Here is a 17,410-nt window from a genome sequence, read left to right as displayed (position 1 = left end):
TTCCAGATTAATCATAAGGATTTGGTATGAAATATAATAGTTTGTTAAGTAATCTTTTATTACTTTTCATCAATTTTTTTAAAAAAAGCTTTGTTTTTGATCAAATCCTCATCAAACCAATTCTTAATCACCTTTTTAACAAAAAACAGGGGATTCGATTTTTAATTATCATATGTCTTAGTTTTTATTGTGTTTCTTGTTCTTCGGTTGGCACTTATGATAACCCCATTGAAGAATCAAGTGGTGCTAAAAGACGGCGGGCTGCGAAGCAACCTCCGGGTACAATTTGGGGGGATGAAGGGCTACAGCTTTTTGGCAAAACTGATCAACCCACAGATGAAAATACAGGAAATGGTATAGGCGTTAATAGTTTTTTATGGCGCGCTGCCATTGATACGCTTGCTTTCATGCCTTTGGCATCTGCTGATCCTTTTGGGGGGGTTATTATTACAGATTGGTATTCACCACCAGAATCACCCAATGAACGATTTAAAGTAAACGTGCGTATTTTAAGTAGGGATTTGCGGGCCGATGGAATTAGCGCATCCGTTTTTCGACAAGAAAAAACAGGTGAAGAATGGTTGGATAGTAATGTAAGCAATGACACATTAACCAATCTTGAAAATGCCATTCTGGTCAAAGCCCGAGAATTACGTATTGCCCAAAATGGGGAATAATTAATAGTTTAGGGTAAATTTATGTCGCGGTATAATTTTAAAGAATCAGAAATAAAATGGCAAAAAATTTGGCTTGATCGTCACTGTTTTGAAAGCGATTTATCCTATTCTAGGCCTAAATATTATGTGTTGGAAATGTTTCCTTATCCATCTGGGCGAATCCATATGGGGCATGTCCGTAATTATACGCTGGGTGATGTTATTGCCCGTTATAAGCGGGCCCAAGGGTATAATGTTTTGCATCCTATGGGATGGGATGCTTTTGGATTACCCGCAGAAAATGCGGCCATTGCCCAAAATGTTCATCCTAAAACTTGGACCTACCAAAATATTAAAACGATGCGGGAGCAACTTAAATCTATGGGGTTATCTATAGATTGGTCCAGGGAAATTGCAACATGTCATCCTGACTATTACCGTTATGAACAAAAAATGTTCCTGGATTTTTATCGCCATAATCTTATTTATCAAAAAAAGGGAATTGTAAATTGGGATCCTGTTGATCAAACAGTTTTAGCCAATGAACAAGTTATCGAAGGAAGAGGGTGGCGTTCAGGGGCCTTGGTCGAAAAACGTGAATTGCCCCAATGGTTCTTTAAAATTACTGATAAAACAAATGCCCTTTTAAAAGATTTAGAAAAATTAGAGGGATGGCCAGAAAAAGTTAGATTAATGCAAGAAAATTGGATTGGTCAATCCATGGGGGCAAAAATCCGCTTTAATCTATCGGATAGCCAAGATTTTATTGAAGTCTTTTCGACCCGGCCAGAAACATTATTTGGGGCATCTTTTATAGCTATTTCTGCCCATCATCCTTTGGCCCAAAAGATTGCTGCCCATAATTCTGCCGTCCAAAATTTTATTAAAATTGTTAATCAATCATCCACCCAAGAATCAGCCATAAGTACAATCGAAAAAAAGGGCATCGATACAGATCTTAAGGTTCAACATCCTTTTATACCTAATTTATATTTACCTGTTTATATTGCCAATTTCGTGATGATGGATTATGGAACAGGTGCTCTTTTTGGATGCCCTGCCCATGATCAACGTGATTTTGAATTTGCAACTCTTTACAAATTACCTATTAAAACAGTTGTGATTCCTGATCATTCCACATCATCCGAATCACCTAAAATACCTTTCACTGATAAAGGGGTTATGATTAATTCTTCTTTTCTTGATGGTATGTCAACCGATGAAGCCAAGAAAAAAATTATCCAAAAATTAAAAGAAATAGGCCAGGGCGAAGGTACCACCATCTATCGCTTACGCGATTGGGGAATTTCACGACAACGTTATTGGGGATGCCCCATACCCATTATTCATTGTCCACAATGTGGACCTGTTGCTATACCTGATAATGATCTTCCTGTTTTATTACCTGATGATGTTGAATTTAATAAACCAGGTAATCCTTTGGATCATCATCCAACCTGGAAACACGTTTTATGCCCCAAATGTCAAACAAAAGCCCAAAGAGAAACAGATACACTGGATACCTTTTTTGAATCATCTTGGTATTTTATCAGATTTTGTACGCCCCAAACAGCACCCAATCCTTTGGATAAAAAAGCTATTAAGCATTGGCTACCTGTTGACCAATATATAGGTGGAATTGAACATGCTATTTTGCATCTTCTTTACGCAAGATTCTTTACCAAAGCCCTTAAAGATTGTGGATATGTTGATTTAGAGGAACCTTTCCAAGGTTTATTTACCCAAGGTATGGTATGTCATGAAACCTACCGGGATCTTTCAGGAAATTGGTTATATCCTGATGAAGTAAAAAAAGAAAATACACAATATATTCATGAAAAAACCGGTCAACCTGTCCATAGAGGCAGGTCCGAGAAAATGAGCAAATCGAAAAAAAATGTGGTTGATCCAAACCATATTATTGATCTTTATGGGGCAGATACAGCCAGATGGTTTATTTTATCAGATAGCCCCCCAGAACGGGATTTGGAATGGACCGATGCCGGTATTCAAGGGGCTTGGCGTTTTAACCAAAAATTATGGCGCCTTGTTGATGAATCTTATCCCATGCTCTCTAAAATAGGGGTGCCAATTCCATCTACCCTTAATGATCAGAATCAAAAATTACGTCATATTGTTCATAAAACAATTTGTGCCGTTGGGGAGGATATAGAAAAATTTCATTTCAATCGTGCGGTTGCGCGTATTCATGAACTTGTCAACGCCATTGAAGAATTTAAAAGTCAAAGTAAAGATCAAGATCAAGGCCTTGTTCTTCGTGAAGCTTTAGAAGCTTTATGTTTACTTATATCTCCGATGATGCCCCATCTTGCTGAAGAAATTTGGCAAAAACTTGGACATTCTTCTTTAGTTGCAGAAACAGCTTGGCCATCTTTTAATAAAGATTTATTGCAAGAAACTAAGGTTACTATTGCCTTGCAACTTAATGGCAAACTTAAAGCAACGGTGGATGTTCCAAATAATTTATCGGCTAAAGAGCTTGAAACATTGGCGTTAGAAAATATCCAATTTAAAAAATCTTTTGAAGGAAAACCTATCAAAAAAATTATTGTTGTTGTTAATCGTATCGTCAATATAGTTATCTAGGAACCATAATGATCCACAGATTTTGGCAATTTTTATTATGTATAGTGATCAGTGTTTTTTTAAACAATTGTGGATTTCACCCTATGTATCAATATCAAAAGCATGATGATACATCTATTGTAAAATTATTGGCAGCCATAAAAATATCATCGATTGCTAATCGGACGGGGCAAATCCTTTATAATAATTTGCGGGATAGGCTTAACCCTTCTGGTCCACCTCGTTATCCATTATATCAACTTGATGTCACTTTAGAATCTGATGAGGATGAAGTTGGGTTTACACGCGATGAAACAGCCACGAGGGTTAATTATACATTAACTGCCTTATATACATTAAAAAATATCCAAACAAATCAAATTTTAACTAAAGGTAGAGTTCAATCTTTTACCAATTACAATTATCTAACCTCAGCTTTTGCATCTGCTTCTTCAGCCAAAGAAGCATATCGAAGAGGGGCCATTGAATTAAGTGAAACGATACGTAACAGACTTGCTGCTTTTTTATCTGAAACAACAAAGCCTTGATTTAAAAATCATCATGATGTTTGAAAAAGCTTTTCGATTAAATAGTTATGAAAATTACTTCTTATTCTGCTGATAGTTTTGCTAAAAATCCTGATAAAAGATTTTGCGCAACCTTAGTTTACGGACCCGATACGGGTGTTAAATTAGAGCGGGCCAATTTAATTGCCAAAGCAATTGTTGATGATATAACAGATCCTTTTCGTATTATTGATCTTTCTGTATCACAATTGTCAGATGACCCAAGTCTTTTATCCGATAGTTTTTTTGAAATTCCTATGATGGGGGGAAGACGATTAATTAGACTGATAGATGCGACAGATAAAATAACCTCTTTAATTGATCATTTTTTTAACTCTCTTACATCTTTATCTAGTCCGCCATCAGGTTCATTTATTTTGGTGACAGCAGGTGATCTTGGCCCTAAATCTACTTTAAGAAAATTATTTGAAACATCAGATTTTGGGGCAGCGCTTGCGTGTTATCATGATGAAGGAAGTGCCTTAGAACAATTGATCAAAACCCAATTAAAGCAATATAACCTTTCACTTAACCAAGAAGCCCTGTCTTTTTTAAAAGAAAATTTGAGCGGGGAAAATGTAAGCAGTGATCGTGGAATTACCCGTTCAGAAATTGAAAAAATTGCCCTTTATCATCATGATCCTAAGCCATCTTTACCCTTAACCTCCAAAAACATTATAGAATGTTATAGTGATAATCTTGGTTTTTCCTTAGATTCTTTAGTATATGCGGTGGGGGATAATAATCTTTCAAATCTTGATCAAATTTTTTACAAATGTCTTAGTGATGGTCACAATCCCATCACCATTTTACGATCTATAAATCGACATTTTTTAAGAATCTTAACCGTTAAAATCTCTTTGATTAATACACCTAATCTTGATAAAGCTTTGCTTCTTTTAAAACCACCCGTTTTCTTTAAAATGAAAGAGCGTTTTTGTAAACAGGTTAATGCCTGGTCCTTTGACCATATCATATCTATCTTTAGCTATCTTATTGATGCCGAAAAAGAATGTAAAAAAACTGGGTTTCCTATGGATGCCTTATGCCAACAAACCCTTTATAAAATAGCTCGTATAAAATAGATTCTATATAAAAGTATAGTTTAATTTAAAATTAAACTGTTAGAATGATTGAACCTGTCACTTTCCTTGATTCTAACATTTTGTGGGCTAAACCCGCATCTTTTAGTGGATAACGGTAAGCCAACTGGGTTTTCACGGCACCTTTCTTTAAAACATCAAAAAGGGCATCTGCACCTTCCAATAACTCTTGTCTTGTTAATGTGTAATGGGCCAAGGATGGTCGTGTTAAAAACAAAGAACCTTTTTTATTAAGCATAGCTAAATCAACTTGACCCACAGGACCCGACGCATTACCAAAACTTACCATTAATCCCCGGGGTTTAAGACAGTCCAGAGAATTTTCAAAAGTTGCTTTACCAACCCCATCATAAACGACATCAACCCCTTGATCATTTGTAAATAACCTAACCTTTTGTGCGATATCTTCTTCTGAAGATATTATAACATGATCGCATCCGGCCATTTTAGCTTTTTCATATTTTTCTTTTGATCCTACAGTTCCAATAACTGTTGCTCCTATATATTTTGCCCACTGACATAATAATAAACCAAGCCCCCCTGCTGCGGCTTGAAGCAATAGAGTATGATGGGCTTCTAAACTAAACGTACGACGGACCAGATATTCAACCGTTAATCCCCGTAACATTATTGTGGCAGCTTCATCATCAGATAAAAAATCTGGAAGTTTAACCAATCGGTCTGCGGGCATTATTCTTTTTTCGGCATAAGCCCCAATAGGGGCAGATGCATACCCCACACGGTCACCAACAGATAAATCTTTTACCTTTTTGCCAACAGCTTCAATAATACCAACACCCTCTAAACCTAATCCACTTGGCAAGGATACAGGATAAAGTCCCGTGCGATGATAAATATCTATATAATTAACACCTATTGCTTTGTGGTGAATAAGCACATCATTTATACCGGGTTCATCAATAGCTATGTCACCATAACGTAAAACATCTGGTTTGCCATAAGTATCAATATATATTCTTTTAGTTTTCATTTCAAAACTTTAAATTTATAAAAATTTATTCATTATAGAATGTTAACTCTTTAACTATCTAGATTGGCCTACATGACGATTTTGAAACTAGGTACTATGCGTTCATCAGTACGTGGCCCTTTTTTCAAACATCACTTCCATAAAAACGATCTTCCAACAAATTAAGTTGTTTTAAATCTTTATAAGCTCGAATTAATAATAACCTATCTGGGGTATATAGAGAATTACCAAAATAATAATTTCTATTCCCATTTTTATGTAAGGAAACATTAGTTTCCTGCATAATTTTGTGAAAATCACCACGGGGAGTTGATTTTAAAGTATAGGATAAAATCTCGATAGCTTTATTTATAAAATTCTCTATTGAAGATTTTCTTCAAAAAATTCTCTTGTGCGTTGGTCAGCCAATTGGGCCGCTTCTTGATTCCAATGATCGCCCCCACGTCTGGCAAACGCATGATGGACCAAAGGATAACTATAAACTTGAATGTGCGGGCGACCTGCTAAAGCTACCATAATTTCTGATTGGGCATCTTTAGATACAAATTCATCTTCTTCAGCAATATGAAGAAGCAACGGTCTTCTGATCATTTTAACTTCTTTTAAAGCTTTTTCTATACCAACACCATAATATCCAACACTACAATCAATATCACTTCGTGTTGCCATTAAATAGGCAAGCTTGCCCCCTAAACAATGCCCAACACTTCCAATCTTACCATTAGAATCAGGTAGTGATTTACAATAAGCCAAGACAGATTTTAAATCTTCAATGGCTTTATCTTCATCAAATTCGCTGTAAAGGGCAAAAGCTTTTTGCCGATCTTCATCAATATGATCATTTAATTGAAGATTTGGTTCTTGCCGCCAAAACAAATCTGGGCAAATTGCCCGATATCCTTGCAAGGCCCATTCATCACATAGGGCACGCATAGTTTGATTTACCCCAAAAATTTCTTGAATAACAATAATGGTGGCATTTCTTTCTTGCTTTTCCTTAGGCTCAGCCAAGTAAGCAGAAAAAACTCCATCCTTGCTTGTAATCTTTATATCCGCCATGATTATAAATTCCCCATCTTCTTCAAGGAAAAATTCTCCATGAATAATTCAAAGCTGGAAGGTATCTTGTTATAAAATTAAGTCAATTTAAAAAATAAAGTAAATATTGTATCTTTAAAGAGGTCAAGTAAGAAAGGATTTGCTGATGAAAATAAAAATTGATATTGAATGTGATCCCAAAGAGGCACGGCAATTTTTAGGTATGATCGATTTTGAGCCTTTGCAAAATGATTTTATCAAAGAAGCCCAAAAAAAAATGAAAGAAGGTCTTGGTAAAATAGATATGACCACCATGATGCAACAATGGTTGAATAATGGTTTACAACAAACAGATGTTATGCAGAATTACTTTAAAGATTTTTTTTCTTCAAACTTTAAAAAGTAATTTCCATATTTTATAGGTTATCATGTCAAAAGAACAAATTGAGAACTCACAAAATATTTATAACCAGCATGTCTTTTGCTGCACAAACCAAAGACCAGATCAGCATCCCCGCGGATGTTGTCTTAATAAAAATTCTGAAAAGCTTCGAAATTATATGAAAGCAAGGGCAAAGGAAATTGGCCTTTCCGATGTGCGCATTAATAATTCTGGATGTCTTGATCAGTGCGAAAAAGGTCCTGTTATGGTTATTTATCCTGCAGGCGTATGGTATCATTATCAAACTATCGAAGATGTTGAAGAAATCTTAGATACCCATTTAAAACAAGGTAAAGTGGTTACAAGATTGCTTCTTGATAAAAATTAATAGGGTTTAATAATCTTCGTCCTTTTATGACTGATACTATTTTTGCACTTGCATCCGGTATGGGGAAATCTGCTATTTCGGTGGTTCGTGTTTCAGGACCGCAATCTGCTATCATTTTAGAAACCTTAACCAAAAAAACTGTGCCACAGGCTAGGCTGGCAAGTTTAAGATATCTCTATCACCCCAGCGACCAACAAATTATTGATCAAGCTCTTATCTTGTGGTTTCCAGGCCCCAAAAGTTTTACGGGAGAAGATAGTGTTGAATTTCATCTTCATGGGGGACCCGCAGTTTTAAATTTATTTTTTGATGCTCTTCAAACATTTGGCCAAACAAGAATGGCAGAAGCGGGAGAATTCACAAAAAGAGCTTTCTATAATCAAAAATTAGATTTAACTAAAGTTGAAGGACTGGCAGATCTTGTTGCTGCAGAAACAGTTGCCCAACATCGTCAAGCATTTCAACAATATCAGGGACAATTATCTAATCTTTATCAAAAATGGCGGCATATTCTTCTTTATGCTTTGGCTCAATTTGAAGCATTAATTGATTTTCCGGATGAAGATTTACCCCAGGATTTAAAAGAAAAAATTTTTATTTCTTTGCAAGAATTAAAACACCAAATTGCTTCCCATCTTCAAGATAAACGCGGGATTCATATTCGTGATGGGATTAAAATTGTTTTATTTGGCCCACCTAATGCCGGAAAATCTACATTTTTAAATTATTTAACCCAGAAAGAAACAGCGATTACATCCCCAATTGCTGGAACAACCAGAGATAGTATCGAAATAAAAATGGATTTAGATGGGATTCCTATTTTGCTATGTGATACAGCCGGCATTCATAAAACTAAGCACCCTATTGAAAATGAAGCCATAAAACGAAGTCTGGATCGAGCTTATGAAGCAGATCTAAAAATTATTCTTATTGACGTTGATAATCTATCTAATCTAGATCAAAGGTTAGTTGATCTTATTGATCCACAAACCTTGATTGTTTTTAATAAAATAGATCTTTTAAAAAATAGACATATTGATTATCAAAAAATTTTTCCAACTCTTTCAACCAAGCCGGTTTTTATAAGCTTAAAGGAAAATTTGGGTCTTGATTCTTTTCATAACCAATTTTCTCAGATGATTAATTATTATCTTGGTAAAAATTCCTATGAAATTCCTGCTTTTACTCGACAACGACACCAGAATGCTTTACAAGAATGTCACGATTCTATTCATCGTGCTTTGACCACCGAAACTGAAGAAATGATTGCAGAGGATCTGCGCCTAGCTTTGCGCACGCTGGGTAAAATTACAGGAGCGGTCAATATCGAGGATCTTTTGGATGTTGTTTTTAAAGAATTCTGTATAGGTAAATAATTTAGGCAAATGATTTTGTTCCACGTGAAACATAATGAAATACGAAAATTCTAAAAGTAATCTTTTTGATGTTATTATTGTGGGGGGTGGCCATGCTGGATGCGAAGCTGCAGCTGCATCAGCAAGAATGGGGGCAAAAACCCTTCTTTTAACCCATGATGCAGCAAAAATTGGTGAAATGTCTTGTAACCCCGCCATTGGTGGTTTGGGTAAAGGACATTTGGTCAGAGAAATAGATGCCCTCGATGGATTAATGGGTAAAATTATCGACAAAGCTGGTATTCAATTTCGTCTTTTAAACCGGAGCAAAGGTCCAGCTGTTCGCGGACCAAGGGCCCAAGCTGACCGAAAATTATATCGTCAAGCCATGCAAGATGCGCTCCATGATTACCCTAACCTTACAATTTATTCTTTCGCGGTTGAAGATTTTATTCTTTCATCTGACACTAAAAAAGTTGATGGGATCAAAACGGCGGATGGTCAAATTTTTACTTGCCAATCTGTGGTTTTAACAACAGGTACCTTTTTAAGAGGCTTAATTCATATTGGTCAACAAAAAATACCCGCTGGTCGCATTAATGAAGCACCCTCTATGGGTCTTTCTTTAACCTTGGAGCGTTTAGGATTTTCTTTAGGTCGTTTAAAAACCGGCACACCCCCAAGATTAGAGGGTAAAACTATTGATTGGGCTAATCTTACTCTTCAAGAAGGTGATACGCCCCCTTTACCCTTTTCCTATTTAACCGACAAGATAACAACACCCCAAATTGCATGTCATATTACCAAAACAACCCATTTGACTCATGAAATTATTCAAAAAAATATCCATGCATCACCTATTTATTCAGGACAAATTGAAAGCACTGGCCCACGCTATTGCCCATCCATTGAAGATAAAATTGTTCGTTTTGGTCAAAGAGAAAGTCATCAAATTTTCTTAGAACCAGAAGGATTAGATGATTCTACAATTTACCCTAATGGTATTTCCACCTCACTTCCTGCTGATATTCAAGACGCTTTTATTCAAACAATTCCAGGATTGGAAAAAGCAAAAATTATTCGCCATGGTTATGCCATAGAATATGATTTTGTCGATCCACGTGAACTATATCCAACATTGGCCACTAAAAAGGTTTCTAATCTTTTTCTTGCAGGACAAATTAATGGCACCACCGGTTATGAAGAAGCTGCTGCCCAAGGATTAATTGCAGGCACAAATGCAGCCCTTTGCACTGGTAATCAAGATAAAACTTTTACGCTCGATCGGGCTGAAGCCTATATTGGGGTAATGATTGATGATCTTGTAACACTTGGCACCACAGAACCTTATCGCATGTTTACATCTAGAGCTGAATATCGATTAAGTTTACGTGCGGATAATGCGGATCGTAGACTCACAGAAAAAGGTATATCTATTGGTTTAGTTGGTTTGTCAAGAAAAGAAAGTTTTACTAAAAAAATGAATGATCTTCAAAAAGCGCGGTTGCTTTTGGAATCTTTTGCCCTTACCCCTAATGAATTAAAAAATAAAGGATTTACTATAAATCATGATGGGGTTCGCCGGACAGCATTAGAGTTTTTAAGTTATTCGGATCTATCTATGGATAAATTAGGGCAAATTTGGCCCGAACTAAAAGAAATTCACCCCATTATCGCAGAACAATTGGAAATTGATGCCAAATATTCTGGGTATTTAAAAAGACAAGAAGCTGATATAAAAAACTATCGTAAAGATCATTTTTTTAAAATACCCAATGATCTTGATTATTTTGCAATTTCAAGTCTTTCTAATGAACTTAAACAAAAATTATCACAAATAAAGCCCACTACGCTTGGTGCAGCTGCTAGAATTCCTGGAATTACCCCCGCGGCTCTTACTGCTCTTTTACGTTTTGCACGCCAAGATCGCGTGTTGAGTAATAAAAATCTGGATGATGATAAAAAATTTGCGTAATGAATTCTTTTTTCACATCTGATGATTTTCAAAAAATCATCCATGTTTCACGTGAAACATTAGATAGGTTCAAAATTTATAAATCTCTTTTAGAACAATGGCAAAAATCAATAAATTTGGTTAGCCCAGAAAGCCTAAAATATATTTGGCGAAGACATTTTTTGGATTCTGCTCAACTTTATTCTTATATAGATCCAAATGCTACTCTTATGGATTTAGGAAGTGGGGCTGGATTTCCTGGAATGGTTTTAGCCCTGATGGGAATTAAAAAAGTCCATCTTGTTGAATCTGATCAAAGAAAATCTGCTTTTTTAAATGAACTTGCCAGAAATCTTAATTTAAATGGACATCTTAATTTAAATCAGTATTCTAATTTAAAATCATCTGGGCATCAATTACCTAGTAATCAAGTGGAAATCCATCCAAAGCTTATACAAGATATTGATTTAAAAGATTTTAATATTCACGATTCACAAAATTCAAACCATACTATCGATGTTATAACAGCACGTGGCTTAACAAAATTGGATGATCTTGTTTTTTATGCCTATCCTTTTATTGAAAATAAAGGATATGCTCTCTTTCTTAAAGGAAAAAATGTACCCCAAGAATTGGAAGAAATGAAAAAAAACTGGCACGCAAAAATTGATCTTTTCCCGAGCATTTCTGACCCCACAGGAATTATTGTTAAAATTTCAAACTTACAAAAAGTTTCTTAGTCTATATTTTAGATGAATTCGGTTTAATAGTTTTACTATGATTTTAATATTTTTCCTGGTAAAGATATAAATAAAGAATAGGCCCCATTTATGACAAAAATTATCGCCCTTGCTAATCAAAAAGGTGGCGTTGGAAAAACCACAACCGCCATAAATCTTGCCACAGCTCTTGCTGCGTGTGATAAACAAGTTTTACTTATTGATTTTGATCCCCAAGCAAATGCCAGCACCGGGCTTGGTATTAATCACGATCAACGGGTTAAAACTAGTTATGATTTATTAGTCCAAAGTGAAGATTATTTAAAATCTATTCTTCCAACATCTATTGCGAATCTTGATATCATACCTGCATCTCTTGACCTATCAGGGGCAGAAATTGAATTAGTTGATATAGATAGGCGCGAATATCGCTTGTCAAATAGTTTAAAACATATGAATTTGGCAAAATACCATACGGTTTTAATTGATTGTCCACCTTCCTTATCGCTTTTAACCCTTAATGCTTTAACCACCGCCCATAGTGTTCTTGTTCCTCTTCAATGTGAGTTTTATGCGCTTGAAGGATTAAGCCAACTTTTAAAAACCATAGATATGGTCAAAAAATCCTTAAATCCAACTCTTGATCTTCAGGGGATTGTCTTAACGATGTATGACAAACGTAATAATTTATGTGATATGGTTGCTGATGATGTTCGTACCTATTTTAAGGATAAAGTTTATCAAACCATTATCCCGCGTAATGTTCGTATTTCTGAAGCACCATCCCATGGCCAACCCGTTCTTGTTTATGATCATCGCTGCCAAGGATCGCAAGCTTATATCAATCTTGCAGCCGAACTTTTGGCACAAAACAATAATTTTAATAAACTTTCCGCATAATCTAAAATCAAAGGATATTTCTTATGCAAAATTCTTCCACCAAAAAAAATCTGGGACGTGGTCTTTCTGCTCTTATTACTTCTCCAAGTAATGAAAGTCCTTTGGTAGAAAATCAGGAAAGTAAATCCACGTCTATAGTGTCCATTGAAAAATTGATGCCAGGTGTAAGCCAACCCCGTACCTATTTTGATGAAGAAGAACTTTCTTCCTTAGCTGAATCCATTAAACATCATGGTATTATTCAACCTATTCTTGTTCGACCCAAAAAAGATAAAAATGGGTTTTACGAAATTATTGCAGGAGAACGCAGATGGCGGGCAGCCCAACTTGCACAACTGCATCAGGTACCCATTATTCTTAAAGACCTTAATGATAATCAAGCCTTAGAATGGGCCATCATTGAAAATGTTCAACGCCAAGATTTAAACCCTTTGGAAGAAGCGGAAGCCTACCGCAAACTTCAAGATCAATTTGGACATACACAGGAAACGATTGCTAAACATGTTGGTAAAAGCCGAAGCCATATTACCAATATCATCCGTCTTTTAAATTTACCTGCAGAAATTCGTTTAATGATTAAAACGGGCCATTTAAGTTTTGGTCATGCACGTGCCTTATTAAACAGTAAAGACCCTGTTCCTCTTGCCAAAGAAATTATTGATAAAAATTTATCTGTACGGCAAGTAGAAAAAATAATGTCTCTGACCAGAACAAAACCAAACTCTTCCCCCAGAAGAAAAAAAATATCCATCCACAGCAAAGATGACGAAACGCTTGAACTTGAAAAGAATATTTCTCAATTTTTAGGGTTACGTGTTTCGCTTGATTACAATGCAAATATCAAGGGGCGTGAGCCAGGACATATAACTATTTATTTTTCCAAGCCGGAGCAGCTTAATGATATTATCAAAAAATTAAGTTTCTAATTTTATATAAAATTTTATGTTTAAGTTTACCCATGTTTAATTTTACCGAACAATTTGAAAAATTATCCCAAAGTAAATCACCTTTTTGTTTAGGCGTTGATCCTAGTTCAGAAATTTTGAATGCTTGGCAATTACCTGATACGGCTGAAGGACTTTCCAAATTTTGTGAAAGCTTGCTTACAACCCTAGAGAAAAAAATATCTTTACTTAAACCTCAAATTGCCTTTTTTGAACGATTTGGCGGCGATGGCTGGTTTGTTTTAAAAGACTTTATTGAAAAGGCCCATAAGAATAATATTCTTATCCTGCTTGATGCCAAAAGAGGGGATATTGGATCAACCTCCAAAGCTTATGCAGATGGGCTTTTGGGTCCCAACAGTTATCTTAAAGCAGATGCTTTAACAGTTAATCCCTATTTGGGGTTTGGTTCTCTTAGTCCCTTTTTAGACCAATCAAAAAAAGATGGTACTGGTATCTTTGTGGTTGTTGCTTCTTCCAATCCTGATGGGATAAAACTTCAGCAAGCCCAATTAAAAGATGGGCGTACTATTATGCAACATTTACTAGATGAAATTAACCTTTATAATCAAAATAATTTAGCTCAGCCTTTAATTGGTGCGGTTATCGGGGCAACACGACGTGATCTTCAGGTAAATGATTTGTCAAAATTGGGAAATGCCCTTGTTCTGTGCCCTGGAATTGGTGCACAAGGGGCTAGTATTAAGGATTTGGAAACATGGCCAAATCGAAAAAGATTAATTCCCATTGCATCCAGATCTCTTTTAGTAAAGGGCCCAACTGAAAAATTTAAAGAAGACCTTGATTTAATGATTAATCAATCAAAAAAACTATGGCAAAAAGATTAAGATCTATAAATAAATTTTTATATAAATCTATAAATTATTGATTCATAGAATTAAAGAAATCATTATTGGTTTTTGCATTCTTTAATTTTTCCAGTAAAAATTCCATCCCATCAACAGCACCCATAGGCATTAAAATACGGCGCAAGACCCACATTTTAGAAAGGGTAGCTTTATCAACTAACAATTCTTCCTTTCTGGTTCCAGATTTGGTAATATCAATAGCAGGAAATGTTCTTTTATCTGAAATTTTACGATCAAGAATAATTTCTGAATTCCCTGTTCCTTTAAATTCTTCAAATATAACTTCATCCATCCGGCTTCCTGTTTCAATCAAAGCCGTTGCAATAATGGTTAAAGATCCACCTTCTTCGATATTTCTTGCCGCCCCAAAGAAACGCTTGGGACGTTGCAGGGCATTGGCATCAACCCCTCCTGTTAAAACTTTACCAGAGGATGGGACAACCGTGTTATAAGCCCTTGCCAATCTTGTTATCGAATCAAGAAGAATAACAACATCACGTTTATGTTCAACCAATCTTTTTGCTTTTTCTATAACCATTTCGGCAACTTGAACATGGCGCGCTGCTGGTTCATCAAAAGTGGAACTTATAACCTCTCCTTTGACGGAACGTGCCATATCGGTTACTTCTTCTGGACGTTCATCGATTAATAAAACAATCAAATAACATTCAGGATGATTGGTTGAAATAGCGTGGGCTATATTTTGTAACATAACCGTTTTACCCGTACGCGGTGGGGCTACAATTAAAGCACGTTGGCCTTTACCCAAAGGGGCTATAAGATCAATAACCCTTGTGGTTAATTCTTTACGGGTGGGATCTTCAATTTCACATTTTAAACGTCGTTCAGGATAAAGAGGTGTTAAATTATCAAAATTGATTCGGTGGCGAAGTTTCTCTGGTTGATCAAAATTTATGGTATTAACTTTTAATAAAGCAAAATATCTTTCCCCATCATTAGGAGAACGAATTTGACCTTCAACCGTATCCCCTGTACGTAGCCCAAAGCGTCTAACTTGGCTTGGACTTACATAAATATCATCAGGTCCTGGTAAATAGTTAGCTTCTGGTGAGCGAAGAAAACCAAATCCATCTTGTAAAATTTCAAGAACACCATCCCCAAATATGGCGGTTCCATTATCTGCTAACCTTTTTAAAACAGCAAAAACCATATCCTGTTTGCGCAAATTACTGGCATTTTCTATCTGCAATTCTTCAGCAAAAGCTAAAAGTTCGGCAGGTGACTTACGTTTTAATTCTTGAAGATTCATGAAAACCTAAATAATTTATGGGGAAAATTGAAAGAGAAATTGAAAAAAGGGGTTACTTTATATCTTCGATGATGCTTATGTAAATATAAGAAAAAACCCTGGTGAATAATTAAAGATGAATATATTGAAATGTTCTCTGTCCGCCTTAACGCAAAAAAAACACAATGTCAACACTATTTTTAAAAAGGCTTCAAAATTACAAGAATAACTATAAAAATTAGAACCAAAGTTGGTATTTCATTAATCCACTTATAAAAACGTGGGCTATGCCTATTTTTTCCTTTTTCAAAATCGCGGCGCCATTTTGCTAAACAAATATGAAGAATTTGTAGAATAATAACCAAAGTTAATTTTGCGTGAAACCAACCTTGCATCCAATAATTAGCCTGCCAAGCTAATAATAATCCAAAACCCCATGCCATAACCATAGAAGGATTAATAATAATTCTTAAGAGTTTCCTTTCCATTGTTTTGAATATTTCATAAGCCTGGTCATTATAATTTAATTGGGCGTGGTAAACATAAAGTCTTGGTAGATAAAACATACCAGCCATCCAGGTTACAATTGAAACGATATGACCTATTTTCAACCATAAATAACTATTTTCAATCATAAATCACCTTGGAATATTTAATAACCGTCTTTGACATAATAAATAGTGATCTTCACATTCTTTTATATTTTGTGGGCATATCTCTGATCTGTTATAAACATCTTTAACCATTTTTACCAAGCCTTTAATGAAGGTATCTCTTGTACTAACAGTTGGAACCCGCCAAAAAGCTGGAACCCCCAATTTTTCAGATAAAAGTTTCATATCTATATCTAATTCAACCAATGTTTCAGAATGTTCAGAAACAAACCCTATAGGGGCGACAAGAACAGGTATTTTGTCTTTTCCTGCTCTTTTTATTTCATCAATCAAAAAAGGTTCTATCCATTTCACCGGACCAACCCTGCTTTGATAACAAACAATCCAATCTTCATTTTGAATTCCAGCATTTTCTACAATTTTTTTTGCGGTTTTTTCTATATGAAATTTATAAGGATCACCTTCTTTAATAATTTTTTCCGGTAACCCATGAACAGAAAATAAAATTCTGACTTTAGGAAATGTTCTTTTTGCTTCCACCAATTTATCAGATAAAATTTTAGATATTGTATTAACATAACCATCTAGTAAAGGATAACAACAAATAATCTTTGTTGGTACATTAATCTTCTTCTTAGCTGCTTCTAAATTCCAATCCTTTATACTTGATCCTGTTGTTGTCTTTGAATATTGAGGATACAAAGGTAAAAGAATTATTTCATCTGGGTTAAAATTTACTACTCTGTCGGTGGTTTCTTCAACACGTGGATACCAATATCGCATTGTTATAAAAACTTTCACCTCACAATCAAATTGTTTTGCTAATTCATTTTCTAAGGCAAGAGCTTGAGCTTGCGTATTTTTCAAAAGCGGTGAAAAACCACCTATTTTACTATAAATACCTTGCGCTTTCTTATGTCTTCTAGAAGAAATCAATTTGGCAAGTAACCATCGCCATGGATTATTAAGATTAATGATGGCTTTATCATAAAAAAGATTGAATAAGAATGGTTTAACTGCATCCAAACTATCTGGACCCCCAAGATTAAATAAAACCACCGCTAATTTTTTACGAACCAAAACTTTAAACTCTCCT

At 35.3% G+C, this 17,410-nt stretch carries 18 protein-coding genes; 12 read left to right on the top strand and 6 right to left on the bottom strand.

Translation table 11 applies throughout. The features are described 5' to 3' along the window. Window positions 1–26: 26 nt before the first annotated feature. The 4 genes from K1X44_00740 to holA are packed head-to-tail and all read left to right on the top strand — an operon-like array spanning window position 27 to window position 4,893. On the top strand, window positions 27–677 hold the full coding sequence (locus K1X44_00740) for a DUF3576 domain-containing protein (GenBank protein MBX7145815.1): 651 nt from the start codon (window positions 27–29) through the stop codon (window positions 675–677). Between the two features lie 21 nt (window positions 678–698). Further along, the gene (gene leuS / locus K1X44_00735; protein ID MBX7145814.1) at window positions 699–3,263 is read left to right on the top strand and encodes a leucine--tRNA ligase; all 2,565 of its coding nucleotides are present in this window, start codon (window positions 699–701) and stop codon (window positions 3,261–3,263) included. An 8-nt stretch (window positions 3,264–3,271) separates the two neighbouring features. Beyond that, window positions 3,272–3,790 (top strand): hypothetical protein, encoded by a 519-nt coding sequence (locus tag K1X44_00730; GenBank protein MBX7145813.1) that lies wholly within the window; start codon window positions 3,272–3,274, stop codon window positions 3,788–3,790. Window positions 3,791–3,837: 47 nt separating this feature from the next. Continuing rightward, window positions 3,838–4,893: a DNA polymerase III subunit delta gene (gene holA, locus K1X44_00725; protein ID MBX7145812.1), complete on the top strand. Its 1,056-nt coding sequence runs from the start codon at window positions 3,838–3,840 to the stop codon at window positions 4,891–4,893. A gap of 31 nt (window positions 4,894–4,924) precedes the next feature. On the opposite strand, the gene K1X44_00720 is transcribed toward holA, so the two are convergent. From K1X44_00720 to K1X44_00710, 3 genes are all read right to left on the bottom strand, one after another. Beyond that, window positions 4,925–5,902, bottom strand: coding sequence for a quinone oxidoreductase (locus tag K1X44_00720; GenBank protein ID MBX7145811.1), 978 nt, complete (start codon window positions 5,900–5,902; stop codon window positions 4,925–4,927). Between the two features lie 124 nt (window positions 5,903–6,026). Beyond that, a complete protein-coding gene (locus K1X44_00715; GenBank protein MBX7145810.1) occupies window positions 6,027–6,185 on the bottom strand; it encodes a hypothetical protein in 159 nt (52 codons plus the stop codon). Between the two features lie 77 nt (window positions 6,186–6,262). After that, a complete protein-coding gene (locus K1X44_00710; protein ID MBX7145809.1) occupies window positions 6,263–6,961 on the bottom strand; it encodes a dienelactone hydrolase family protein in 699 nt (232 codons plus the stop codon). 145 nt (window positions 6,962–7,106) lie between these two features. Here K1X44_00710 and K1X44_00705 point away from each other — a divergent pair, with 145 nt between their 5' ends. The 8 genes from K1X44_00705 to pyrF all read left to right on the top strand — a co-directional run bounded on the left by K1X44_00705 (window position 7,107) and on the right by pyrF (window position 14,430). Continuing rightward, window positions 7,107–7,346 carry a hypothetical protein gene (locus K1X44_00705; protein ID MBX7145808.1) on the top strand — a complete coding sequence of 80 codons (240 nt, stop codon included), beginning with the start codon at window positions 7,107–7,109 and terminating at the stop codon, window positions 7,344–7,346. A gap of 22 nt (window positions 7,347–7,368) precedes the next feature. Further along, window positions 7,369–7,710: a (2Fe-2S) ferredoxin domain-containing protein gene (locus tag K1X44_00700; GenBank protein MBX7145807.1), complete on the top strand. Its 342-nt coding sequence runs from the start codon at window positions 7,369–7,371 to the stop codon at window positions 7,708–7,710. A gap of 26 nt (window positions 7,711–7,736) precedes the next feature. Next, the gene (mnmE, locus tag K1X44_00695) at window positions 7,737–9,086 is read left to right on the top strand and encodes a tRNA uridine-5-carboxymethylaminomethyl(34) synthesis GTPase MnmE (GenBank protein MBX7145806.1); all 1,350 of its coding nucleotides are present in this window, start codon (window positions 7,737–7,739) and stop codon (window positions 9,084–9,086) included. Between the two features lie 34 nt (window positions 9,087–9,120). Further along, window positions 9,121–11,040 (top strand): tRNA uridine-5-carboxymethylaminomethyl(34) synthesis enzyme MnmG, encoded by a 1,920-nt coding sequence (mnmG, locus tag K1X44_00690; GenBank protein ID MBX7145805.1) that lies wholly within the window; start codon window positions 9,121–9,123, stop codon window positions 11,038–11,040. Beyond that, the gene (locus tag K1X44_00685) at window positions 11,040–11,759 is read left to right on the top strand and encodes a 16S rRNA (guanine(527)-N(7))-methyltransferase RsmG (protein MBX7145804.1); all 720 of its coding nucleotides are present in this window, start codon (window positions 11,040–11,042) and stop codon (window positions 11,757–11,759) included. Before mnmG ends, K1X44_00685 begins: the two co-directional genes overlap by 1 nt. 90 nt (window positions 11,760–11,849) lie before the next feature. After that, the gene (locus K1X44_00680) at window positions 11,850–12,638 is read left to right on the top strand and encodes an AAA family ATPase (GenBank protein MBX7145803.1); all 789 of its coding nucleotides are present in this window, start codon (window positions 11,850–11,852) and stop codon (window positions 12,636–12,638) included. 23 nt (window positions 12,639–12,661) lie between these two features. Further along, window positions 12,662–13,564, top strand: a complete 903-nt coding sequence (locus K1X44_00675; GenBank protein MBX7145802.1) for a ParB/RepB/Spo0J family partition protein — start codon at window positions 12,662–12,664, stop codon at window positions 13,562–13,564. Window positions 13,565–13,596: 32 nt separating this feature from the next. Then, the gene (gene pyrF, locus K1X44_00670; GenBank protein ID MBX7145801.1) at window positions 13,597–14,430 is read left to right on the top strand and encodes an orotidine-5'-phosphate decarboxylase; all 834 of its coding nucleotides are present in this window, start codon (window positions 13,597–13,599) and stop codon (window positions 14,428–14,430) included. Between the two features lie 34 nt (window positions 14,431–14,464). On the opposite strand, the gene rho is transcribed toward pyrF, so the two are convergent. From rho to hemH, 3 genes are all read right to left on the bottom strand, one after another. Next, window positions 14,465–15,721: a transcription termination factor Rho gene (gene rho, locus K1X44_00665; GenBank protein ID MBX7145800.1), complete on the bottom strand. Its 1,257-nt coding sequence runs from the start codon at window positions 15,719–15,721 to the stop codon at window positions 14,465–14,467. Window positions 15,722–15,900: 179 nt separating this feature from the next. After that, a complete protein-coding gene (gene hemJ / locus K1X44_00660) occupies window positions 15,901–16,335 on the bottom strand; it encodes a protoporphyrinogen oxidase HemJ (protein MBX7145799.1) in 435 nt (144 codons plus the stop codon). Window positions 16,336–16,338: 3 nt separating this feature from the next. Then, the gene (gene hemH / locus K1X44_00655) at window positions 16,339–17,394 is read right to left on the bottom strand and encodes a ferrochelatase (protein ID MBX7145798.1); all 1,056 of its coding nucleotides are present in this window, start codon (window positions 17,392–17,394) and stop codon (window positions 16,339–16,341) included. Between the last annotated feature and the right edge of the window lie 16 nt (window positions 17,395–17,410).

The sequence above is a fragment of the Alphaproteobacteria bacterium genome, from assembly GCA_019695395.1.
In the GTDB taxonomy this organism is placed as follows: Bacteria; Pseudomonadota; Alphaproteobacteria; order JAEUKQ01; family JAIBAD01; genus JAIBAD01.
This window is presented reverse-complemented; position numbering and strand designations above follow the sequence as displayed.